The following is a 23837-nucleotide window of genomic DNA, read 5'->3' as shown; positions in this document are numbered from 1 at the left end:
TGACTCTCCAGGTCCTATTATATTTCAAAGCCTTTGCTATCAAGGCTAGGCTTGGTTGAATTTTGGTTTCTTGATTTAGATATAGCAATATTTGAGACACTATGACGCAGTCTAAAAACACGGCAAAAGGTACTTTATACGTGGTTTCAGCACCTTCGGGAGCTGGCAAGACAAGTTTATTAAAGGCAGTTCTGGAGCGCATGCCAGATTTGAAGCTGTCAATTTCTCATACCACGCGCCAACAACGCCCTGGTGAAGTGGATGGAAGCGACTATCATTTTGTAACAGTTGAAGCTTTTAAACAGATGCTGGATGAGGGTAGTTTTCTCGAGCATGCAGAAGTATTTGGCAACTACTATGGGACCAGTAAGATCTGGCTCGAGCAGCAGTTACAACAGGGTCACGATGTCATTCTTGAAATCGACTGGCAAGGTGCTCGCCAGGTTCGTAAGTTAATGCCCGAATGTCGTAGTATTTTCATCCTGCCGCCATCACAGCAGGAACTACTCAATCGCCTAACTGGACGCGGTCAAGACAGCGAAGAGGTCATTCAATCGAGAATGGCCGCAGCGAATCAAGAAATCACCCATTATGATGAATACGATTATTTAGTCATAAATGATGAATTTGAAGAGGCCAGCCACCAATTGGCATCAATTTTTACAGCGCGTCGCTTACGTTTGCAAAGCCAAAAAATAAGACAGGCAGCGCTGATTAATGATTTATTAGGTTAGTTTTTTTGGATACACTGTTTTTAATGGTGTTATAGAAGATTGTTAAAGCGGATTCTCCGCAAGGTAGTATAGAGGTAAGTTATGGCACGAGTAACAGTTCAAGACGCAGTAGAAGTGGTTGGTAACCGCTTTGATTTAATCATGTTGGCAGCGAAGCGCGCGCGTCAAATCGCTGACGGTACGCACGACCCTAAAGTTGAATGGGATAATGACAAGCCAACGGTAGTTGCTTTACGTGAAATTGAAGAAGGCCTTACCACGGCTGAAACAGTAGCAGCTGATGAACGTGCAGCCGAGCAAGAGCAGGAATCTCGTCCGGTTTTATTCTAAGAAATTTTAGATAGTTAATCGCATGCCTTATTTTGCAGATCTAAAAAATGTTCTTGAGAGCTATCTAGAACCTAAACAGGTCGCGGATGCAGAGCGTGCTTATCAAGTCGCTGAGTGTGCACATGACGGACAAATGCGCTCCAGCGGCGACCCCTACATCACTCATCCCGTTGCAGCAGCAAATATTCTGGCCGAGCTGAAGCTTGATCACCAGACCATTATGGCTGCTCTAATGCATGATGTGATTGAAGACTGCGATGTTACCAAGCAAGACTTGACTGAGCAGTTTGGCGATACGGTTGCAGATCTTGTGGAAGGAGTCAGTAAGCTGACGCAGATTGATTTCCAATCAAAAGAGGAAGCCCAGGCCGAAAACTTTCGCAAGATGATGATGGCCATGACGCAGGATATCCGCGTTATTCTCATTAAGCTTGCTGACAGGCTGCATAACATGCAGACTTTAGGAGCTTTACGTCCCGATAAGCGCCGACGTATAGCCCGTGAAACTCTGGAGATCTATGCCCCGATTGCTAACCGACTGGGTATACACCGCATAAAAGAGCAACTCGAGTTACTGGGGTTTGCTAACCTGTATCCTCTGCGTTACAAAATCTTAAAAAATTCAGTCAAAAAGGTTCGTGGACACCGTAAAGAAGTTGTCGAGCGGATCACTAAACAGTTAAGAGAACGGCTGAATGAAAGTGGCCTGAAGTGTCAGGTCATTGGTCGAGAAAAAAGTCTTTACAGTATCTATAAAAAGATGCGTGATAAAGTCGGTAACTTCCATGAGGTCATGGATATTTACGCCTTTCGAGTCATCACAGATACTGAAGATTCCTGTTACCGGGTCTTAGGCCAAATCCATAATTTATTCAAACCCATTCCTGGACGATTCAAAGATTATATTGCGATCCCAAAAGCTAACGGCTATCAATCTCTGCATACCGTTTTGCGTAGTAAATCCGGAATGCACATTGAGGTCCAAATTCGTACTGAGTTAATGGATCAAATGGCCGAGCATGGTGTGGCCGCTCACTGGTTGTATAAAACTGGAACATCGCACCATCCGGCCGAAACCAAAGCACGAGAATGGCTACAGAGCCTTGTGGAGTTACAGCAGAATGTTGGAGACTCCATCGAATTTATTGAGAACGTAAAAATCGATCTCTACCCGGACGAAGTGTATGTATTTACACCCAAGGGTAAAATTATTGAGCTGCCCAAAGGGGCAACACCGGTTGATTTTGCCTATGCTATACATACGGATATCGGAAATACCTGTATTGCCTGTAAAATTGACAAACAGTTCTCTCCCTTGAGCACACCGCTGGTCAATGGCCGTACTGTAGAGATTATTACAGCTCCCGGTTCCCGACCTAATCCAGCGTGGCTGAGTTATGCAGTTACCGGTAAGGCTCGTACAAATATAAGAAACTTCGTTAAAAACATGCGTCACGACGAAGCAGTGCATCTTGGTAGAAGACTGCTTGAGCAGTCACTTAAAAAGTCTTTAGATGAGTTCCGTGAAGACCAACTGGAACAAATTACCGAAGTCACCCGCTACAGTAGCCTGGATGATCTTCTTGCCGGAATTGGTCTTGGTAAAATTGCCAGTGCACTGGTGGCTCACCGCCTGACTAGTGATGAAGCAGAGATAAAAGAAGTTAAAGACAAGTCCCAACCCTCGGAAGAACGCTCCCCCCTTGCAATCAAAGGTACCGAAGGTCTGGTTATCAAGTATGCAAAATGCTGCCGACCAATTCCCGGGGATCCAATTATGGCTTATGTCAGTCCCGGTCGAGGCTTTAACGTTCACCGAGAGAACTGCCCTAATATTCAGCGTGCTCACAAACAGAACGATCACTATGTTCCGGTACAGTGGGCAGATGAACTGGAAAGTGAATTCGCCACAGAGCTTAGATTGCATGTATTCAACCAGCGGGGAGTGTTGGCCCAGGTAACTAATATTATCGCTAACCAAGACGGTAATATTGTTAACGTTGATATCAACGAGCTGGATGGTGATGTTAATATTATTACGTTCCTGATGGGCGTTAAAAATCGTGTGCATCTTGCCAACATCATAAAAAAATTGCGTGTGATACCTTTCGTTAATAAAGTGTATCGCTACCCTGATATTCAACCGAAAGGACATAAACGTGACGAAGAAAGTCATTAATACCGATAAAGCCCCAGCTGCTATCGGTACTTATTCTCAGGCTGTTAAAGCAGGTAACGTGGTTTACCTTTCAGGACAGATTCCTTTAATCCCTGCAACAATGGAACTTGTTGAGTCTTTTGAAGAGCAGGTTCATCAGGTATTTAAAAATCTTAGCGCTGTTTGTGAAGCCTCTGGCGGCTCTCTGGATGAAATATCCAAATTGAATATTTTTATGCTCGACCTTGGACACTTCGCTACGGTGAATGAAATCATGTCACAATATTTCACCGAGCCCTACCCCGCTCGTGCTGCCATCGGTGTAAAGGAGCTTCCAAAAGGCGCTGACATCGAAATGGATGCTATCATGACTTTAAATGAGGGCTAATCATTGCTAGACCGTAGCCCTACTCGATACCAAAAAATTATCGAGCTTCTTTCTAACCGTCAGCCCGACCTGACTGTTTTTATGGATGAAGTCCATAAGCCACACAATCTCGCTGCCATTGTACGGACCGCCGATGCGGTTGGTATCGGTCATGTTCATGCTGTTTTTCCACCCGAAGTAAGTTATTCAGGTCACCACACTTCCAGCGGTAGTAAGCGTTGGGTAACAACCCATAAGCATCCCGACTTACAGACAGGAATCAAGGAAGTTAAATCACAGGGAATGCAAGTTCTCGCCGCACACTTCTCTGATAAAGCCGTTGATTTTCGAAGCATAGACTACACCAAACCAACTTGTATCCTGGTTGGTTCTGAGCTGGTTGGGGTGTCCGACGAAGCCGCCGAGCTGGCTGATAAGCATGTCATTATTCCAATGGTAGGAATGGTGCAATCACTCAATGTTTCCGTTGCGACTGCTTTAATCCTCTACGAAGCACAGAGCCAACGCGATGAGGCTGGCATGTACGGTGAGATGAAGGTACCACAGGAAGAAGTTGACTATATTTTATTTAATGCGCTTCATCCCACTATTAAAAAGTACTGCGATAAACACCAGATGCGCTACCCTAAGCTTGACGATCAAGGTGAAATCGACGATCCAGAGTGGGATCAACTAAGGCGCAAAATTTAATTGTACTAATGTTCATGACCCATAGAGCAGCCCAAAGAGTTAATAGATCTTAGTCCGGCCTCCTGGCATAAACTGATAAATCTAGCTGGGCATCACTCGTTTACCCTATTTCCTGTTAACTCATGTTGTGTCATTAAGTCCAAACTGGCTATACTGCGAAAAATAATTGCTCAAGGACGTCAATGATCATTACAACAACTCAGTTATCACCCACCACAGGAAATGAACGGTTCCATTCTCTCGACTTGATTAGAGGAATTGCGGTAGCAGGCATTCTAATCATGAATATCTACGCCTTTGCTAATATTTTTGCTTACTACTTGAATCCCTATGCTATTGAAGAGCCTACCACATTGGACTTAGGAACCTGGGCCTTTACTCATATCTTTGCTGACCAAAAATTCTATACATTATTTTCAATGCTATTCGGTGCTGGAATTTTACTGATGGCCGAACGCGCTAGAGACAGCCAGATATCGCCTGCGAAGCTACATTACAAAAGAATGTTCTGGCTACTGGTGTTCGGTGTTATTCATGCTATTTTTATCTGGTATGGTGACATCCTTGTGACTTATGCGATCGCAGGTCTTTGGGTATTTCTGTTTGCCCTGCGCACGGAGGCTAGAACTAAGCTAATAGTCGGCAGTATCTTCATTACAATTATCTTAATACTCATGGCAGGCTTTGCTCTATCCGCCGAGCAGATTCCTGAAAAAGACAAAATCGATATGATCGATATGCTAATTCCTTCACCGGAGTTGATTCAGCGGGAAACCGAGCCCTATATTTCAACCTACGGGGCCCAACTAGAGCATCGTATCCAATTCTTTTTAGCCAACCTGCCGATGGCAGCATTCTTCTTTGGTTTTTTCCGGATCGGTGGTTCCATGCTTATCGGTATGGGTCTTTACCAACTTGGCGTTTTAACCGCTCAACGTTCGCGTTCTTTTTATATAAAACTGACAGCTTTTGGTCTGATTTCTGGGCTATCACTTACCCTGTATGACACCTATGCGCTGCTCACTTCTCAGTTCGACTTTGCTACGGCTATGTTCTCATTTATGGCCCTTAACAGTCTTGCCGCCCTATTCATGGCACTAGGTTATATTGGTCTTTTTTGTTTATGGGTTCAATCAAATGTGTGGCAAGGATTCAGAGCTCGCCTCGAAGCAGTTGGGAAAATGGCTTTTTCGAATTACATTGCGCAGAGCCTGATTTGTACTACACTCTTCTACAGCCACGGTTTCGGTCTATTCGCCCAACTCTCGCGGTTCGAATTATTGATGATTGTATTTATTATTTTTACAGCGCAATTACTGTGGTCTCCCTGGTGGCTTAAACACTTCAAATTCGGTCCACTTGAGTGGCTTTGGAGAAGCTTAAGCTATTTTAAAATCCAACCCTTTAAGCGCTAAGCATGACTCTTATAAAACAATCGCCAATCATCGACCTTCGGTCTCCATCTGACTATATTGCTGGTCACATTATGGGAGCGGTACACCTACCACTCGACCAGCTGGATGGTTTGTGGCATGAACTACCCTCCAAAGGCTCAAAAGTTCAACTCTGCCTTTACGAGGATGACAGGGAGACGGTGATGGCAATGATGGCTGATCGTCAATTTGATGTAGAGACCGTTATTTTGCACTCTCAATTAGGTCAGTTTTCACTGGAAATCGGTAGCACCAATAATCGAGTATGGAAAGGGAATCCTTTGCTGGAGAAATATACTCATCTGCTCTCTCCAGAACTGGGTACAAGTCCTGTAGCCATTGATATTGGTTGTGGCTCAGGTCGAGACGTTATTCTGATGGGATTACTTGGCTATAAGGTTATCGCCCTGGATGTTTTTGATGAAGCGTTGGCTAGAGTAGAACGTTCAGCTCGACGGTGGGCGCTTGATGTCATTACTCTTCAGCTTGATTGTCGACAGCAGCCCGAAGCAATGATTGAATTGTTTGAGGAGCACTCGCCTCAATTGATAATGCAAAGCCGCTTTCTTCACCGCCCCTTGTTTGACCTTTATGAAAACTATTTACCGTCAGGTTGCAAACTAGCCATACATACTTTCCTTGAGGGTGCGGCCAAGTATGGAAAACCTAAAAAAGCAGACTTTTTACTCAAAAACGAAGAACTTCCTGAACGCTTTTCAGACTGGAAGGTCTTACTCAATCAAGAGCACAGGCTGGGGGATGGACGCCCGCTGTCTATGTTCATAGCCCAAAACACTCAGGACGAGTAATCCGACATGACAAAAAGCAGTGATTAAGGATTGACTTATCCCTCTCAGCACTAGATCATAGATAGAGAGAGGCTATCAATTATGACATTAACAGAGTTTAGATATATTGTAGCTGTTGCCCGTGAAAGACATTTTGGGCGAGCAGCTGAGGCATGCTTCGTCAGCCAACCGACACTCAGCGTTGGTGTAAAAAAACTGGAAGAACAACTGGGGATTACCCTCTTTGAGCGGAGTAAGTCCGACGTGAGAACCACACCTCAGGGTGAGGCTGTAGTCGAGCAAGCGCAACGAATTCTAGAGCAGGTCAGTCTACTGAAACAGCTGGCCAAGCAAAATTCTGATCAGCTGGATGGTCCTTTAAAGATAGGGGCTATTTTTACTATCGGTCCCTATTTGCTGCCATCGCTTATCCCCCAGCTTCGTGAGCTGGCACCAAAAATGCCGCTTCATATTGATGAAGACTACACACACAATCTGCGCACTAAGCTCCGTCACGGCGAACTGGATGCAATTATTGTGGCTCTCCCTTTCGATGAGCCAGAAGTTGAGGTCGTTCCTTTATATCAGGAAGACTTTATTGCACTGCTACCAGAAAAACATCCGTGGGTTAAACGCGACAGTTTGCGTATTGTGGACATTGCCGATGAAGTCATGATCATGCTTGGCGCGGGTCACTGTTTCCGCGACCAGGTATTAGAAGCGTGTCCGCAATGCAAAGACAGTAGCCTCAACCCACAAAAAGACTGGATTACGGGAAGCTCAATTGAAACCATTCGTCAGATGGTAGCCAGCGGACTCGGCATCAGTGTGATTCCAAAATCTGCTGCCGATTTCCACAACGAGAAACTCGGCTTGGTCACCCGTGAGTTCGATGAACCTAAACCCAGTCGTCAAGTAGCACTGGCCTATCGCCGCAGCTTCCCGCGTAAGCAGGCTTTGGATCTGATCAAACAGGCTCTCAATACCATCGAGGTTCCCGGTACACCAATTAACAGCTAATGGCTATTTCCAAACTCGCTTCAAACGTCAACCTGGCTAACCTTGACTGTACCAGTCTTAAAGGGGTTGGCCCTAAGCTCGCTGAAAAGCTACAACGCATCCATGTACGGAATGTGCTCGACTTATTGTTACATTTACCGCTGCGTTATGAAGACCGTACCCAGATAAAGCCGATTGCCAGCCTACAGGATGGTGATCGGGCTCTGATAAAGGTTCAGGTTGAACTGGCGCAGGTTCAGTACGGAAAAAGACGTTCGCTTGTATGTCGAGCCAGTGATCAGAGTGCCAGTATTGATTTCAGATTTTTTTACTTTAATAAAAGCCAGCAGCAACGTTTACAAAAAGGTGCCGAATTTTACGCATTCGGTGAAGTTCGTCGATTTGGTTATCAGTGCACCATGGTTCATCCCGAGTTAACGGCGGTGGACTCCAACAATGCGGCACCTCTCCTTGATAGTTTAACGCCTGTCTACCCCACCACCGAAGGACTGCATCAAAATAGTTTGCGCCAGCTGACACGACAGGCAGTAGCTTTACTGGCAAAGCATCCAATTGATAACCTTCTACCCGAACCCATTCAGAAACAGTTCAACTTGCCCGATATCAACCAGGCTCTGACCTGGATTCATACTCCGCCGAAAGATGCCAAACCAGAAGCCTTACAGGAATTCAGTTCACCTTCGGCGAAACGACTGATCTGTGAAGAGTTATTAGCACATCAATTAAGCATGATGCTTCAACGCTATAAACAAAAAGAACAAAATGCTCCTGCCTTCAAGGCGAACGGAGCGCTTCAGCAACAACTTATTTCGCTACTGCCCTTTACTCTGACCCAGGCTCAAACCCGCGTTACCAGTGAGATCATTCACGACCTTCAAACAAGCGAACCCATGCTGCGTTTATTGCAAGGGGATGTTGGTGCCGGTAAGACATTAGTCGCAGCTCTGGCCGCTCTCCAGGCAATAGAATCCGGTTATCAGGTTGCGATTATGGCACCGACTGAAATCCTGGCAGAACAACACTTTATTTCTTTCTCACAATGGATGGATAACCTTGGAATCGAAACTACATTTCTTGTCAGTAAACTACCGGCCAAGGACAAAAAGCTGGCAATGGAAAAAATTGCCAATGGTGAAGCCAAACTAATCGTTGGAACCCACGCGCTTTTTCAAAAAGAAGTGTCCTACCACAAGCTGGGTTTTGCCATCATTGATGAACAGCATCGCTTTGGTGTGAATCAGCGGCTCGCTTTAAAGCAGAAAGCGGCCGAAGGTTTTCAGCTGCATCAATTGATGATGACCGCAACACCGATTCCAAGAACCCTCGCGATGACTGTCTATGCTGATATGAATGTTTCTGTCATTGACGAGCTCCCTCCCGGCCGAACACCAGTACAGACCGTAGCTCTTTCCGATCAGCGGCGCGATCAAGTCATAAGGCGAATTGCCACTGCATGTCAGGATGAAAACCGCCAGGTTTACTGGGTATGTACCCTGATCGATGAATCAGAAGAAGTGCAATGTCAGGCAGCAGAAACGACCGCTAGTCAATTGGCCGAGCAGCTTCCAAATCTTAAAATTGGCCTGGTTCATGGCCGCCTAAAGAGTGAGCAGAAGCAGCTGGTGATGGATCGCTTCAAACAGGGTGAGCTTGATATTCTGGTCGCCACCACGGTAATAGAAGTAGGCGTTGATGTCCCAAATGCCAGCCTGATGGTCATCGAAAATCCAGAACGCCTGGGTTTATCCCAACTGCATCAGCTACGCGGCCGTGTTGGTCGTGGCTCCATAGAAAGTCACTGTGTCCTGCTTTACCAGCAGCCTCTGTCTAATAACGCTAAAGCCAGAATTCAGGTTATGCGTGATACCAACGACGGCTTCGTTATTGCCGAAGAAGACCTTAAACTTAGAGGGCCAGGTGAACTATTGGGCACTCGCCAAACCGGGGATATTGGCCTTCGCTTTGCCGATCTGGTCCGCGATTCCGAGTTAGTTGAGGAATTACAACAGGTTGCCCAAGACTTGGCCGCAGATTCTCCGCAGCTTGCCAAAAGAATCACCAGGCGCTGGCTTGGTTCACGACAGGATTTTGCCGAGGTATAATAATTTAAATGTGCCAAAAAGCCTTTAAAACCCACGCCATGTGGGATTTAAAGCGACTTTATGTTAAAGTTGGCGACCTAAAATTTTAGACACTTCATTAACGATGAGGATTCAGGAATGAAAGAGCCTGTTCGCGTTACGGTAACCGGAGCAGCCGGTCAAATTTGTTATTCTTTACTATTCCGCATTGCCAGCGGCGAAATGCTAGGTAAAGACCAGCCAGTAATTTTAAACCTTCTAGAAATCACACCAGCACTAAAAGTTTGTGAAGCGGTAGCTATGGAGCTAAACGACTGCGCATTCCCATTAGTGAAAGATGTTGTGGTTACAGACGATCCAGCAGTTGCATTTAAAGACTCTAAGATCGGCCTGATGGTTGGTGCTAAACCGCGTGGACCAGGCATGGAACGTAAAGATCTTATCGCTGATAACGGTAAAATCTTCAGCTCGCTGGGCAAAGTGATCGACGAAGTCGCTGATAAAGATATCCGCATCTGTGTGGTTGGTAATCCAGCTAACACTAACGCTTATATCTTAGCTGCAAACGCACCAAGTATTAACCAGCGCAATATCACAGCGCTAACCCGTCTTGACCACAACCGTGCGATTTACCAGTTAGCAGAAAAATCTGGTTCAGATATCGCTAGCGTTAAGAAAATGACTATCTGGGGTAACCACTCTGTTACACAGGTTCCGGATATTACTTTCACTCAAATCGACGGAGCTAACGCTGCAGACAAAGTTGACGCAGCCTGGGCTAAAGAAGAGTTCATTCCTACCGTTGCTAAGCGTGGTGCGGCAGTGATTGCAGCGCGTGGCGCTTCTTCCGCAGCTTCAGCAGCAAATGCTATCCTTGATCACATGCGTGACTGGTGCCTTGGCTCTGAATCCGGTGACTGGGTCTCTATGGCGGTTCCGTCAGATGGCAGCTATGGCATCGAAAAAGGTCTTATCTACTCATACCCAGTAGTATGTAAAGACGGCGATTACGAAATCGTTCAAGACCTGGACGTAACTGATTTCATCAAAGGTAAAATGGTTGAGTCAGAAACAGAACTTAAAGAAGAGCGCGACACAGTATCTGACTTACTGTAAGCGTAACGCTTTAAAAAGAACCAGCGTTCCTTGACAGGCTCGCTGGTTTTTTTATGTCCGCTTGATTTCGATCTATTGTGCCCGGCGGCCATAACGCTTATAACAATAATTAAATCTTCTGAGAGAGCGAACATGATCATCAAAAGCACTCAGCGTCTCCTTTTACGGCATATCAATGCCAACGACGCTAAGTTTCTGTTAAAGCTCTATAACCAACCTGCTTTTTTGCAGCAGATCGGTGATCGTGGAGTAAATACTATCAACAATGCTAAAAATTTTATTCTTCGTACCCAGCAAAACTATAAGCGCTATGGTTTCTGGCTTTACCTTGTTGAGGATAAGGTCTCAGGTGAACCCATCGGGGTTAATGGCCTCATTCAGCGAGATTATCTTGAGGCACCCGACATAGGTTTTGCCATAGATGAAAAGCATTGGCGACAGGGCTTTGCTTTTGAATCATCCCAGGCTGTGGTTGAGCACGCCCGGGAGATTGGACAGAAAGAACTGCTTGCTATCACCAGTCCTGATAACGAAAACTCGATTAAGCTACTTACTAAACTTGGTTTCGATTTTTCAAAATGTGACGACCTTGAAGGTAACGGTGAGGAGATAAATCTATATCACTTCAACCTGTTAGCGTAATTCTCCCCAAATTTCATTGTCACATCTGCTAACAGTTGCGCACCTTTTGTTGCGACTTGTTACTGTCCTTTCATATTTTTCTATTATTAAATAGTAGATAAGCTCCTAATGAAGGAATAACTGAATGTCACTACTCTTGAATATCATATGGCTTATTTTTGGAGGCTTTTTTGTCTCGATGGGCTATATTGCTGGCGGAATTGCGCTTTGCTTTACCATCATTGGCATCCCCTGGGGTTTCCAGTGCTTTAAACTAGCTATCTTTGCTTTGTTCCCATTTGGCCAGGATACCCGCATGAGAGACAGACCGGCTCCACAGGATTTGATTAATATTATTCTGAATATTATCTGGTTAATCTTTGGCGGAATCTGGGTCATGATCAACCATATTTTCTGGGGTGTTGTACTGTGTATTACCATCATCGGTATTCCCTTCGGTATTCAGCACTTCAAAATGGTGAAGCTAGCGCTTTGGCCCTTTGGACGCCAAATATACAGCACTAACGGCGACTCACTATTTTAATTCCATCCCGGTGGCAGTTAATGACTGCCACCGTCTCCGCCCTTTTTTCGTCATAATTTGGCATAGCACACCCCTTTTCAATTAATTTTTTGCCAACTCTCTGCGCTTTAATATCACTATCTAATAAAGCAGTCAGGGAGATACCATGAAAAACCTATTCGCAGTTTTGATGTCTGTGTGTTTGTTAGCGCTAGTCAATGTCGCATCAGCTACAGATTCTTCAATGATCCGTTACCAGTCTATGGAAAGCGATCAAACCTTCGAGCAATTACCACTGTCAACCGATATAGAGATGCACGTTAACAGCGTAGTCTCTCGTGTCAGCGTAAAGCAGACTTTTCAAAATAATTCTTCCGAATGGCTGGAAGGTGTTTACCAGTTTCCCCTGCCAGAAGATGCTGCTGTTGATACCTTAAAAATGTACATTGGCCAGCGCATTATCGAAGGTGAGATTCAGGAAAAGGAACGGGCCGAACGCACTTACCAGCAAGCGAAAAACAAAGGCCAGCGTGCCAGCATCGTTCATCAATCGAGAGCCAACCTGTTCACAACAAAGCTGGCGAATATCGCGCCGGGTGAAAGCATCACGATAGAGATAGAGTTTCAGAGTATGGTTTCCATGGACTCCACCATGTTTTCTCTACGCATGCCGCTTGGTATTACACCACGCTATCAGCCCAGTAGAGACGCCCTACGGAATGACGAAGCACATCATGTCGCCAGCTATAAGAATGCTACTGAAGCAAAGTCAAAAGCCAGTATCAATAATACGGTATTATCTTCAGAAGTAACTGGATTTAATACTGGTAGCCAGCCTAATCGTCCAGTTACCGTTAAAGTATTCCTTAATCCTGGGTTTGATCTGTCGCTCCTCGAAAGCCCTTATCATGAGGTTTATACTCAGCAGCATGGTGATAGCTATGAAATAGAGCTTGAAAATCCCACTCAGGCCAACCGTGACTTTATTCTCAACTGGCAACCACAGTTAGGCCAGGATCCCAAAATAGCTTTGTTCAGTGAATCAAAAGAGGACTACAACTACCACGTACTGATGATGCTTCCACCAACCCACACCCTGGTCGGAGAGCAGGCTCAGCCCCGTGAAATGATTTTCGTGATTGATTCGTCCGGTTCTATGTCCGGCGAATCCATGCAGCAGGCTAAAGCTGGTTTATTATTTGCGCTGGAACAACTTGGATCTGACGATACGTTCAATATTATCGACTTTGATCACGAAGCAACAAAGCTCTTCCCCAATGCCGTTGCTAATACTAGTGAAACCATTCAACTTGCCGAGTATTTTGTGAAGCAGCTGGATGCAGACGGTGGAACCGAAATAGCCAAAGCCGTTGATATGGCGCTAGATAAACCAGAGGCCGAACGCCTCCGCCAAATCGTATTTCTAACCGATGGCAGCATCGGCAACGAAGCTCAGGTGTTCGAGCTCATAGAAAACAAACTGGGTAATAATCGTCTGTTCACCGTTGGCATCGGTTCTGCGCCCAACAGCTATTTTATGAATCGCGCTGCCAACTTCGGACGAGGTACCTATACTTACATTGGTAACATTAACGAAGTACAGGGTCAGTTAGAAACGCTTTTCAAAAAGCTTCGTTACCCAGCATTGACTAATCTTCGGCTAGCGGGCGGTGAACAGCAAACTATTGATATGCAACCCTCCGTCCTAAGGGATCTTTACCTTGGTGAACCCCTCTTTGCTGCATATCGCACATCGAAAAATAGCGCCATCAGTATGAAGGTTACAGGCCAGTCTGATGTTTATCAGTGGTCTAAAAATATTCCGGTCGTAGTTAATGGTAAGGATAAAGGCATCGCCAAACTCTGGGCACGACAGAAAATTGCAGCCATCAACGCTGACTTTGGCTTGGGTTATGATGAAAAACGTCAACAGATCCTTGATACTGCCTTGGAATTTCATCTGATGAGTGATTACACCAGCCTGGTGGCGGTCGATAAAACTCCAGCCAGAATCCGTGAGGCACTCAAGCAGAAGCGCCTTAAAAACCCATTACCCAAGGGTTGGAAAAATCCTCATGGGTATCCTAGAGGTGGCACCGTAGCCAACCTTGCCATGGTCATAGGGTTTATATCCCTGCTACTGGCAATGACCTATCAGTTGACGGTCAATCGTCGCCGTAAAGTTCGTGCCTCTACTAAGCATTAAACGAATGGAGAGACCATCAATGAAAAGTTTCTTACGTAAATACGGTATCTTCTGCGCCCTGCTGACCATTAGCCTCGTTGCTTTTGGTCAGGCAGGTTACATCAAAGCTAAAGCGCTTTTAGCACAGCATCTACTTGATAGCGCCTGGGAACAGACGCTGGAAGATGGACGACCTCATAAGCCGTGGTCATGGGCTGACACCTACCCGGTAGCCAAACTTGAAGCACCGACCCAGGATATTGAGCAGGTTGTCCTCGCGGGAGCTTCAGGGCGTAATCTCGCTTTCGGTCCCGGTCATGTCCTTTCCAGTTCCAAATTAACTGAAAGTGGCCATGTGATACTGGGTGGTCACCGTGATACACATTTTGAATTTCTACAGTACTTAAAAGTTGGCGACCCCATAATACTAACCAATAAGTATGGCGAGAGTGTTACCTATAAAGTCACTGAATTTGAAGTCCACCATATCGAAAAAGATACGCTTTATGATCGCGGACAAAATCAAATCACCCTGATTACCTGCTACCCATTTAACACACTCGAAACCGGTGGGCCGCTTCGATATCTGGTGCATGGAGAGAGAGCTTGAGGTTATAGCTGTCTTCTCTCCTAACCCGGCTTGCCGACGATATATGCCCAGCCAGTCATATAGAAATCCAACATACTGTTGATAAAGAAAGCGCTCATGGCGATAAAGAAAGCAGTGGTCGCCGAAACCCATTCAAACCATCCAGCTATAAACATCAGCCAACCAAACAAACCGAAAACTATATTATTCAACATCCACTTCGATTCTGAGGAGCGTTTCTGACCAGCCGCTTTTAACGTATTAAGCCAGATAGAGTTAATTAGCAGTAAACTCGCATAGACGCGGATAAATTTATACATGTAATCATCTTTTGTTTCGAGTATTGTCTGCTGATCAACTTCCACCAGGATTTGAGCAAGGAAGAAAAATAAAAATGAGTGACACAATAAAATCGGTACATCAAAAGCCATTATCCGCATCCACTGAAAACGCGTAATGCCAACATGCTCCAGGTGACCTCTCAGGTTACCATTATCATCGACCTTTTTATCAAGATTTCGCGGTATCAGCTCCAACACAAAACGGCGGATGTTACCGACACCCCACAAAAAACGGATCGCGAGAAAAAGAAGAATCACCGCGCCAACGATAAACTCTATTGAAACAGATACACCGGGCCGGAAATGTATGAGTAGTTCTCGATAGCCTATGACAAATGATACGGCATAAATAAACCTGAGAACCTTGAAGTTCTCCAGCAAGTTCTTATGAAGCTCCGCTTCAAGTTTCGCAACAACCTTCTGCTTCTTTGCCATGGCTCCCTCAAACATTCCTGTTTATTGATTAAAGGGAAAGACCTATCTCTATTGATATTAGCAAAAGCCTTTGGTTATGGGAATTAATGGTTTTCTACACTATTTATTTTTATCACCGGCCGCAAAGTGAGCAATCTGGTCGTTATGAGCTTTCCTGAACGCAGGTCTATCAGTAGCTCTTTTAACGTAACTGGCGCAGCCGGGATACTCTTTTAATCCTTCGAAACGATCAACAAGCCTTAATACATCTGCCATAGCAATGTCGGCTACAGAGAACTGTTCAGTTAACCACTCCCGTTCCGATAAAATCAATTCCATATGCTTCAACCGATTCTGCAGAAACTGATCGATACTTTTTCGCCCCGGAGTAACCTCAGTATCATCGGTAAAGATGTATAGAGACCAAGGCAGGCTGGCCATTTCAACCGAGTTCAGGGCTGCGAATAACCATTGAATAACGTCACTCCTTCCATGAGCTTCTTTGGGCATCAGCTTTTTACTTCGTTCGGCTAAATGAAGTAATATCGCGCCACTTTCAAAGATCGATAGCTCACCATCGGTTAACCATGGCACCTGACCGAACGGCTGGTTGGTGAAATGCTTAGTACTTCTCTCACGAAATGGAACGCTCTTCACTTCATAATCGAAGCCCGCTTCCTCCAAAGCCCAGCGCACTCGTAGATCACGAACGTATCCCCGAGGCATATCTGGAACCCAGTCAAATGTATTTAAAATTAACTTGCTCACCTTTCTCCCCCGTATCCCTATGCTTATAGCTTCTTTTCTACTCGCCATGGAGGATTCAGTCGATTCTCTCCAGCCCAATACAACTTTATTTTGTTCCCTGAAGGATCCTTTAGGATCGCTTCTTTCCATAGATAGCGTTGCTCAGTTGGCAACTGTTCAAACTCAACTCCTTTTGACTGAAGGCTCGTCACCCACTCATCTAATGCTTCATGCTCGAAGTAAATTGTGGCTCCATTGTTACAATCTCCATCCTCCAATAATAGAGAGAATGTTGAGTTTCCTTCTGGACATTCGAAGCGCGCATAATGAGGTGAATCAACGATCTGAGTGAAGCCGAGCTTTAAATAAAAAGCAACGGCTTGCTCCATGTTCTTTACGGGTAATGTGACTTGATTGAGATTCATCAACTTTCCCTGAATATATGTTATCCCGTTTCAGGTTATCAGAAATCATCATTGATAGTAATAGTGAAGCTTTAGCTGTAAATTACTGCTCAACGTTTTTTAACAACTGCTAACGTTAGTCTTGAGATACAGCTAAGCTTGTTCTTGTCATCATACAGTTTAATTTCCCAGACCTGAGATGTACTGCCGCCATGAATTCGTTGTGCTCTGCCTCGAACCACGCCTGAACGCACTCCTCTGAGATGGTTCCCATTCACTTCCTGGCCAACGCAAATATATTTATCCGGATCAATGGTGAGCATCCCGCCTATCGAACCCAATGTTTCCGCAAGTACGATATTAGCACCACCATGTACTAAACCATAAGGCTGAAAGGTCCGTTGATCTGCGGGCATAGTTCCCTCTAGATAGTCATCGCCGATATCCGTAATTTCGATACCAATGTGTTCCAGCATGGTCCCCTTACTCCAGCTGTTGACCTCGTCCAGGTTAGGTTGCTCAAACCAGATACTCATTATTTCACCTCAAATAATTGTTCAAAATTTCTACATCAACGTTGATGCTTTGACGTCATATTATACGTACTCAATCAACCTCATCATACAAGGAAGAGGGTAAGTGTATTATTTTTGGAATAAAAGCCCAGAGTTAACGTTAAACTATCAGGACAACTACATAGAGATTATTATGAGACGTTTACTACAATTTATTTTATTAATTCTGATGCTAGTGGGGATTGTTATTCTACTACTCAGGTAACGTAACATAACTGTGCCCCAAGTCAGACCGCCATGGGGCATTTAAAGGTTAGAATTTTAAATGCGATGTAACTCAACGAACTGATAGTGATATGGATTTTTTTCATCCGGCTGGTGTGTCTCACGCGATACCTCTTCCCAAAGGTGATGAGTCCAGTCCGGGAATCGTGCGTCGCCATCCGTGTCCAAGTCGATAAAGGTAAGATACAACTTATCCGCCTTATCGAGAAGCTGACCGTATATATTGGCACCACCAATAATCATCACTTCGTCTTCATTCCGCGTCATCTCCAGAGCGGCTTCAATGCTGGTTACCACTTCGCACTGATCGTTATGAAAATCCGAACGGTAATTTGGGTTACGGCTGATGATGATATTCTTTCTCCCGGGAAGAACCATGCCGATCGATTCGTGGGTTTTACGTCCCATCACAACCGGCTTGCCCAGAGTTACCGCTTTGAAATGCTTCAGATCCGCTGGTAAATGCCACGGCATCTGGTTACCTTTCCCAATCACTCGATCATTCGCCATGGCGACGACAAAACTAATAATCGGCTTTTTCTGTGTGGGCATCTTACACCGCCACCGGCGCTTTAATATGAGGGTGGCACTCATAGCCAACAATCTCAAAGTCTTCGAATGTGTAATCAAACAAAGAGTCGGGCTTACGTTTAATCTTTAGCTTTGGTAGCGGCAGAGGATCTCGCGACAGCTGTTCTTTGGCCTGCTCGAAGTGATTGCTGTAGAGATGAGTATCGCCACCCGACCAGATGAATTCTCCCACATCTAGCCCCGCCTGCTCAGCGATCATGTGCGTTAATAATGCGTAAGAAGCAATATTAAAAGGCACGCCCAGAAAAATATCAGCGCTGCGTTGGTACAGCTGACAGGATAGTTTGCCGTTAGCCACATAGAACTGGAATAATGAATGGCACGGTGGTAAAGCCATCTCATCGGCAACTCCCGGATTATAGGCGACTACCATCAGTCGACGACTATTTGGATTGGTTTTAATCTGCTCTAGCACATTGCTGATCTGATCAACCGTCGTGCCATCAGGTCTCTTCCAAGAGCGCCACTGTTCACCGTAGACAGGCCCCAGATTACCATGCTCGTCAGCCCACTCATCCCAGATGGATACCCCATTTTCTTTCAAGTATTTGATATTCGTATCGCCATTCAAAAACCATAGCAATTCATAGATAATCGATCTCAGGTGCAATTTTTTTGTTGTGACAAGCGGAAAACCTTCCTGCAGGTCAAATCGCATCTGATAACCGAAAACACTTCGAGTTCCGGTACCGGTTCTATCACCTTTATCTTCACCATTTTCTAGAACATGGCGCATCATATCTAAATACTGTTTCATAGAATTACTTCGTTGTCTTTTTAGATTACTTGTTCGATTGCTGTTCAGGCTGCTCGTATGCCTTGACCACTAAATATATACCAATCGCGATCATTGGTACACACAAGACCTGGCCCATTGTGAGCCAGGAAATGACCTTACCCAGATGCGCGTCTGGCTCTCTGAAGAACTCAACGCCAAATCGGAATACACCATAACCCACGAGGAAGACCCCAGATACGGCCTTACTGGGTCGAGGTTTTTGCGAGTAAAACCAGACTATTAGGAATAACAGTAAACCTTCGAAGGCGGCCTGATATAGCTGTGACGGATGCCGTAAAAGACCCTCAGGGTCACCCGGGAATCGCATCGCCAACGGGAAATCTGCCGATGCCTGCCGGCCCCACAGTTCACCATTAATAAAATTACCGATACGGCCGAACATCAAACCTAGTGGCACCAGTGGCGCAACAAAGTCCCCCACATCGAAGAATGATTTTTTCGTCTTGCGGGCAAAATACCAGCCAGCCACAATCACGCCTAATAGGCCACCATGGAACGACATACCGCCTTCCCATATTTTAAAGGGGTATAACGGGTCGTCGGCCCAGAACTCAAGTCCGTAGAACAGGACATAGCCAATTCTGCCGCCAAGGATAACCCCGATAAAACCATAAAATAAGAAATCGGATACTTGCTCGACCGTCCAATCCGAGTGTGGCTTTTTCGCACGATAGGTTCCCAGTCCCCACGCCGCCAGAAAACCAAGTAGATACATAAATCCATACCAATGTAGGGCTATGGGGCCAATTTCAAAAATGACCGGGTCTATTTCAGGAAATTCCATAATTGTCTCTTTCGTCGCTCTTTATTGTCTCGTTTTCTTTCTTATGGTTATTGCTTAAAGGTGTTCTGCGATAATTTTCACTGCCACAATGATCAACAGAACAGCAAAAATGCGCTTAATCACTTTTGTCGGCAACTTATGCGCCAGAAATGCTCCAAACGGTGCTGTAATCACCGAACCGATGGCTATTGCGATCATAGCAGGCCAATAGACGTATCCAAAGTGATAGGCAGGCAAACTCGTTACATCCCAACCCATCACAATATACCCAATGGTTGCCATAATCGCTAATGGTAAGCCACAAGCTGCCGCCGTACCAATGGCTGTGACTAATTTTTCCTTGTGGTACAGTAAATACGGAACAACCACACTGCCACCGCCGATACCTACTAATGAGGAAACTGCGCCCATCACAATGCCAGCAGGCAACCGCTGATGACTCATTGCTCTATCGCCCCTGGCCTCTGGCGTCAGACCTGTCAGCATTTTTATTCCCACCAGCATCGCAAAGATACTGAAAATCCACGCCAGCCATTCTGTATTCATAACTTTGGCAATGACCGCTCCGAGTAAACCTCCGATGGCAATCCCCGGAATCAGAATTTTCAGCAAAGGGACACTGACTGAGCCCCTACGGTAATGGGATCGGGCTGAGGAAATCGCTATAAAACAGATAGTTGCCATTGAAGTCCCAAGCGCCACATGCATGACATACTGCTCGGGTACGCCAAGCTGAGGAGCCAGCCAGATCATGGCAGGTACTATGACCATACCACCACCGATTCCAAGTAAACCTGCCAGTACCCCATTGAACAGTCCCAAGGCCACAAACGCCAGTAGCCATAGCAATAGATTATCCACAGTACGATATCGTTGTTGTTCGTTAGGGCGATTATGGCATAAATCGCATTCACTTTTCGCCTTAATTTGATTGCCCCTATTTGCTAGACACGCCCTTTATCGTCATATTCTGCTACGCTATGATGAATCTTATTCATAAATATAATTTCTAATCACTATGAGACGATATAGCGAAGCCTGCGAGCGCAATCAGGGACCAATTCTGGACATCATCAAACCTTACCTCACTCATAGTAAGGAGGTATTGGAGATAGGCTCGGGTACCGGCCAACACGCCGTCTGGTTTGCAGGTGCCATGCCACACCTTACCTGGCATACCACTGATCTTCCTGAAAACCATGGTTCCATCACTGCCTGGATAGAAGCCAGCGAACTGCCTAATATCAGAAAACCTCGCACGCTCAACGTTGGCCAAAAACTCTGGCCTGTGAATCAAGTTGATGCTGTCTTTACTGCTAACACCTGCCATATTATGTCGTGGGATAGAGTCAAAGATATGTTTCATGGGGTTGGTCGTATTTTGAAGCCGGGCGGCTACTTCCTTATTTATGGTCCCTTCAATGTCAATGGCAGCTATACTTCTGAGTCCAATGAAGAGTTCGATAAGTTTCTAAAAGAAAAAAATCCTGAAAGTGGGATTCGCGATTATACCGATATGAATCGAGCCGCCAGGCACAATGGTTTGCAGTTAGTAGAACGGCACCAGATGCCGGCTAATAATATGCTGCTGGCTTATCAGAAAAACTCTTCGTTCTAGCCTAAATATAACAAAAAAAAGAGCAGCTGATTAGCTGCTCTCTGACTCTTTATGCGCGCGGTAAGGATGCCGTGGGCGTCGCCTGCGACCATTATTATTTTGCCGCGGCTGATTGTCGTCGTTTGTCTGCACTCCCTTATCGGTATGCTTAGCCTTATTCTGACGGTGATTATTTTTCTTTTTATGTTTCTTTTCCGGCTTATGGCTTGATTTGCCATGCATTTGGAAACGAAACATAGAACCCATCAGCTCAGAAAGAGCGGCTCGATAGACATCTCGTTTGAAGTTCACTACATTCCTGACAGGGTACCAATAGTTAACCCAGATAAAACCATCAAACTCAGGATGATTCGTTGCTTCAAAATCTATCCTACTCTCATCGCTAACCAGTTGTAACAAAAACCACTTCTGCTTCTGGCCAACGCACAGTGGCTGGGAGTTCTGGCGGATTAGCCGTTGTGGCAACCGGTATTTATACCAGTGCTGCGTACTCCCTAGAATACGGACATCATCTTTTTCCAGGCCGACTTCTTCGTATAGTTCTCGGTACATGGTTTGCTCGGGACTTTCGCCGGGATGTACCCCGCCTTGAGGGAATTGCCATGATGTTTGTCCATAACGGCGCGTCCAGAGTAACTGGCCTTGGTTGTTACAAATGATGATGCCGACGTTGGCTCTAAAGCCTTCTGCGTCGATCATCTATCCATCCAAATAATAACTTTGGTATCATTGTTCCACATACCACTGCGTTCGACAATAATAATTTATGCAATACGACAGCCCACAGGCCCTTTTACAGCACGCGCAAAGCTTTGCCGGTTTCACCCTTGGTGAATTGGCGGAACGATATAAAGAAGAGATCCCGCAGCGATTACTGCATAAAAAGGGCTGGATCGGACAATTCCTTGAACTCATCCTTGGTGCGGAATCAGGTTCATTGGCACAGCCTGATTTTCCTGAACTAGGGGTCGAGCTTAAAACATTGCCGATTGATGAGCTTGGAAACCCTCTTGAGTCGACCTATGTTAGCGTTGTCCCTTTAATTAACATACAAGGGCTCTATTGGGAGAACTCTGTGGTTCGTCATAAGCTGATGCATGTCCTATGGGTTCCAATTGTGTCCAGTAAGCACCTGGCCGTAGAAGATAGGCAAATCGCTATGCCTTTTCTATGGAAGCCTACAGCGGAGGAAGCGAATACTCTTAAACAGGACTTTGAAGATGTGCTCGATCAAGTTTCAATGGGAAATATAGATAATCTTGATGCTCGCTACGGCGATATACTACAAGTTAGGCCTAAAGCCGCTAACTCAAAGGCACTAACTGATGCCATTGGCCCTGAAGGAAGTACCATCCGTACCCTACCAAGAGGTTTTTACTTACGCCCACAGTTCACTAAATCCTGTTTAAAGCGCCAGTTTAATTAATGCCCTTCGTATTCAGCTTCCTGTTCTTTTAAAACTTTTGCGGCAGCTCTTGAATAACTAAGCTTTCGTTGTTTTAAAGAAGTATTATACTCCTGCTCTAACTGAATATATTTTTTATAATACTTTATTGCTTCATCTTCATTGCCAAGCTCAGTCTCGATATTTGCTAAAATTCTCGATGCTTGTTTTTTTCGCTTTAAATCATTGACCTGGTCCGCTCTTTCAAACCCACGCATTGCCATGATTCTTGCCTTCTGATATTGCTCTAATTGGTAATATGTTTCTGCTAGAGATACCTCTACTATGCAAGTAAAAATGCCCCAACCAAATTTCTCAGTAATTGGATAATATTTTTCTAATAATCTTTTGGCCTTGTCTCTTTCATCGCTTAATAACGCTATTCTAGCCTCTATAATTTGAATAGTTAATTGTATTAAATTGGTAGTTCCTTCACTACAAATATCCTTAGTTTCCTCAAGCCTCTCTCTAGCTATGGCAATATCATTCAATTGGATCTCTATTAAAGTTAACTCTACCTTAGCTAGACATACTGCAAATTTATTATCAGTTTTTTCCCCAAATCTTAATAATCTAACAGCGTAGTCCATTGAATAACTTGTCATTTCGAGATCATTATAACTATTCAATGCATTCGATAAGATGGTTACTTTGTAGCGTTCTTTATCCACTTGGTCTAACAATCTAATCGACCAATCTAAGTGGTAGTATGTTTCATCATACTCACCGGTAGCACTATATATCGATGCCATTAGAGAGTGCGCACGAGCTTTATAATTCGCTCCCGCTTTGCTATTTAGGAGATCCTCCAATAGCAACTCTGCTTGTTTAAAGTTACTATTCAATAATTCGATATGGGCTCTTGTTACTTGATAAAGGCTTTTTTCTTCATTCGTAAAGTCTGGCTCTCTACTTTCATACTTTTGGATTTCTTTTGTAGCGAGAGCTATGTCGTTAGGGATACTAGCTTCTAGCCTTTCTAATTCATCAATAAAGTCTGCTCTTAATATAGGCGGTATAAAAACCAATATACATAAAATAACTTTTATAACTATTACCAAAACATTCATTTTATAATAAGCTCTTTCACACGCTCTTCTGCTATCTCAAGGGCCATCTCACATCGCCTTCTCTATCTACCTCCATGTATTTCTTGCAATATCATTTGATGAAAAAATGATCTTCAATTCCTAACTTTAACCTCTATTTTAACCAACACCTGATAGTCTGACACAGACC

General features: G+C 44.8%; 26 protein-coding genes. 16 read left to right on the top strand and 10 right to left on the bottom strand.

The genetic code is table 11. The annotated features are described in order from the left end of the window. Positions 1-101 precede the first annotated feature (101 nt). The 14 genes from gmk (at position 102) to KS2013_RS00890 (ending at position 14677) form a co-directional block, all read left to right on the top strand. A complete protein-coding gene (gene gmk, locus KS2013_RS00955; protein WP_068988523.1) occupies positions 102-734 on the top strand; it encodes a guanylate kinase in 633 nt (210 codons plus the stop codon). Between the two features lie 81 nt (positions 735-815). Further along, positions 816-1064 carry a DNA-directed RNA polymerase subunit omega gene (gene rpoZ / locus KS2013_RS00950; RefSeq protein WP_046560375.1) on the top strand — a complete coding sequence of 83 codons (249 nt, stop codon included), beginning with the start codon at positions 816-818 and terminating at the stop codon, positions 1062-1064. Between the two features lie 22 nt (positions 1065-1086). After that, positions 1087-3243, top strand: coding sequence for a bifunctional GTP diphosphokinase/guanosine-3',5'-bis pyrophosphate 3'-pyrophosphohydrolase (spoT, locus tag KS2013_RS00945; protein ID WP_068988519.1), 2157 nt, complete (start codon positions 1087-1089; stop codon positions 3241-3243). Beyond that, positions 3224-3610, top strand: coding sequence for a RidA family protein (locus KS2013_RS00940; RefSeq protein ID WP_068988517.1), 387 nt, complete (start codon positions 3224-3226; stop codon positions 3608-3610). The genes spoT and KS2013_RS00940 overlap by 20 nt, the downstream gene beginning before the upstream one ends. A gap of 3 nt (positions 3611-3613) precedes the next feature. After that, a complete protein-coding gene (trmH, locus tag KS2013_RS00935; RefSeq protein WP_068988515.1) occupies positions 3614-4300 on the top strand; it encodes a tRNA (guanosine(18)-2'-O)-methyltransferase TrmH in 687 nt (228 codons plus the stop codon). A 182-nt stretch (positions 4301-4482) separates the two neighbouring features. Further along, complete coding sequence (locus tag KS2013_RS00930) at positions 4483-5715, top strand: DUF418 domain-containing protein (RefSeq protein WP_068988514.1); 1233 nt, start codon at positions 4483-4485, stop codon at positions 5713-5715. 2 nt (positions 5716-5717) lie between these two features. Continuing rightward, positions 5718-6542: a rhodanese-like domain-containing protein gene (locus KS2013_RS00925; protein ID WP_068988512.1), complete on the top strand. Its 825-nt coding sequence runs from the start codon at positions 5718-5720 to the stop codon at positions 6540-6542. Between the two features lie 81 nt (positions 6543-6623). After that, positions 6624-7541 (top strand): hydrogen peroxide-inducible genes activator, encoded by a 918-nt coding sequence (locus KS2013_RS00920; RefSeq protein WP_068988510.1) that lies wholly within the window; start codon positions 6624-6626, stop codon positions 7539-7541. Continuing rightward, positions 7541-9643, top strand: a complete 2103-nt coding sequence (gene recG, locus KS2013_RS00915) for an ATP-dependent DNA helicase RecG (RefSeq protein ID WP_068988508.1) — start codon at positions 7541-7543, stop codon at positions 9641-9643. The genes KS2013_RS00920 and recG overlap by 1 nt, the downstream gene beginning before the upstream one ends. 117 nt (positions 9644-9760) lie before the next feature. After that, positions 9761-10738: a malate dehydrogenase gene (locus KS2013_RS00910; RefSeq protein ID WP_068988506.1), complete on the top strand. Its 978-nt coding sequence runs from the start codon at positions 9761-9763 to the stop codon at positions 10736-10738. Between the two features lie 132 nt (positions 10739-10870). Beyond that, positions 10871-11380, top strand: a complete 510-nt coding sequence (locus KS2013_RS00905; RefSeq protein WP_068988504.1) for a GNAT family N-acetyltransferase — start codon at positions 10871-10873, stop codon at positions 11378-11380. 124 nt (positions 11381-11504) lie between these two features. Further along, complete coding sequence (locus tag KS2013_RS00900) at positions 11505-11903, top strand: YccF domain-containing protein (protein WP_068988503.1); 399 nt, start codon at positions 11505-11507, stop codon at positions 11901-11903. Between the two features lie 145 nt (positions 11904-12048). Next, positions 12049-14088 (top strand): marine proteobacterial sortase target protein, encoded by a 2040-nt coding sequence (locus KS2013_RS00895; protein ID WP_068988502.1) that lies wholly within the window; start codon positions 12049-12051, stop codon positions 14086-14088. Between the two features lie 19 nt (positions 14089-14107). Continuing rightward, positions 14108-14677, top strand: coding sequence for a class GN sortase (locus KS2013_RS00890; RefSeq protein WP_068988501.1), 570 nt, complete (start codon positions 14108-14110; stop codon positions 14675-14677). Between the two features lie 20 nt (positions 14678-14697). Here KS2013_RS00890 and KS2013_RS00885 read toward each other — a convergent pair whose 3' ends face one another. From KS2013_RS00885 to KS2013_RS00850, 8 genes are all read right to left on the bottom strand, one after another. Next, the gene (locus KS2013_RS00885; protein ID WP_156768944.1) at positions 14698-15432 is read right to left on the bottom strand and encodes a hypothetical protein; all 735 of its coding nucleotides are present in this window, start codon (positions 15430-15432) and stop codon (positions 14698-14700) included. A gap of 99 nt (positions 15433-15531) precedes the next feature. Further along, positions 15532-16179, bottom strand: coding sequence for a glutathione S-transferase family protein (locus tag KS2013_RS00880; protein ID WP_156768943.1), 648 nt, complete (start codon positions 16177-16179; stop codon positions 15532-15534). Between the two features lie 23 nt (positions 16180-16202). After that, on the bottom strand, positions 16203-16583 hold the full coding sequence (locus KS2013_RS00875; RefSeq protein WP_068988494.1) for a VOC family protein: 381 nt from the start codon (positions 16581-16583) through the stop codon (positions 16203-16205). A gap of 89 nt (positions 16584-16672) precedes the next feature. Beyond that, positions 16673-17098 (bottom strand): hotdog fold thioesterase, encoded by a 426-nt coding sequence (locus KS2013_RS00870; RefSeq protein ID WP_068988492.1) that lies wholly within the window; start codon positions 17096-17098, stop codon positions 16673-16675. Between the two features lie 300 nt (positions 17099-17398). Further along, positions 17399-17914 carry a type 3 dihydrofolate reductase gene (gene folA, locus KS2013_RS00865; protein ID WP_068988491.1) on the bottom strand — a complete coding sequence of 172 codons (516 nt, stop codon included), beginning with the start codon at positions 17912-17914 and terminating at the stop codon, positions 17399-17401. Position 17915: 1 nt separating this feature from the next. Beyond that, positions 17916-18710, bottom strand: a complete 795-nt coding sequence (locus KS2013_RS00860; protein WP_068988490.1) for a thymidylate synthase — start codon at positions 18708-18710, stop codon at positions 17916-17918. Positions 18711-18735: 25 nt separating this feature from the next. Continuing rightward, the gene (gene lgt / locus KS2013_RS00855; RefSeq protein WP_068988488.1) at positions 18736-19536 is read right to left on the bottom strand and encodes a prolipoprotein diacylglyceryl transferase; all 801 of its coding nucleotides are present in this window, start codon (positions 19534-19536) and stop codon (positions 18736-18738) included. Positions 19537-19590: 54 nt separating this feature from the next. Continuing rightward, positions 19591-20397 carry a sulfite exporter TauE/SafE family protein gene (locus KS2013_RS00850; RefSeq protein WP_083217746.1) on the bottom strand — a complete coding sequence of 269 codons (807 nt, stop codon included), beginning with the start codon at positions 20395-20397 and terminating at the stop codon, positions 19591-19593. Positions 20398-20554: 157 nt separating this feature from the next. On the opposite strand from KS2013_RS00850, the gene KS2013_RS00845 reads away from it, so the two are divergent. Then, on the top strand, positions 20555-21154 hold the full coding sequence (locus tag KS2013_RS00845; protein ID WP_068988483.1) for a DUF938 domain-containing protein: 600 nt from the start codon (positions 20555-20557) through the stop codon (positions 21152-21154). 30 nt (positions 21155-21184) lie between these two features. Here the strand turns inward: KS2013_RS00845 and rppH are convergent, their stop codons facing one another. Then, positions 21185-21853: an RNA pyrophosphohydrolase gene (gene rppH, locus KS2013_RS00840; protein ID WP_068988481.1), complete on the bottom strand. Its 669-nt coding sequence runs from the start codon at positions 21851-21853 to the stop codon at positions 21185-21187. Between the two features lie 67 nt (positions 21854-21920). On the opposite strand from rppH, the gene mutH reads away from it, so the two are divergent. Further along, entirely contained in the window at positions 21921-22580 is a 660-nt protein-coding gene (mutH, locus tag KS2013_RS00835) for a DNA mismatch repair endonuclease MutH (protein WP_068988479.1), read from the top strand. On the opposite strand, the gene KS2013_RS00830 is transcribed toward mutH, so the two are convergent. Then, the gene (locus KS2013_RS00830; RefSeq protein ID WP_068988477.1) at positions 22577-23668 is read right to left on the bottom strand and encodes a tetratricopeptide repeat protein; all 1092 of its coding nucleotides are present in this window, start codon (positions 23666-23668) and stop codon (positions 22577-22579) included. The two genes, mutH and KS2013_RS00830, sit on opposite strands and share 4 nt — an antisense overlap. Between the last annotated feature and the right edge of the window lie 169 nt (positions 23669-23837).

Source organism: Kangiella sediminilitoris, from assembly GCF_001708405.1.
Taxonomy (GTDB): domain Bacteria; phylum Pseudomonadota; class Gammaproteobacteria; order Enterobacterales; family Kangiellaceae; genus Kangiella; species Kangiella sediminilitoris.
This window is presented reverse-complemented; position numbering and strand designations above follow the sequence as displayed.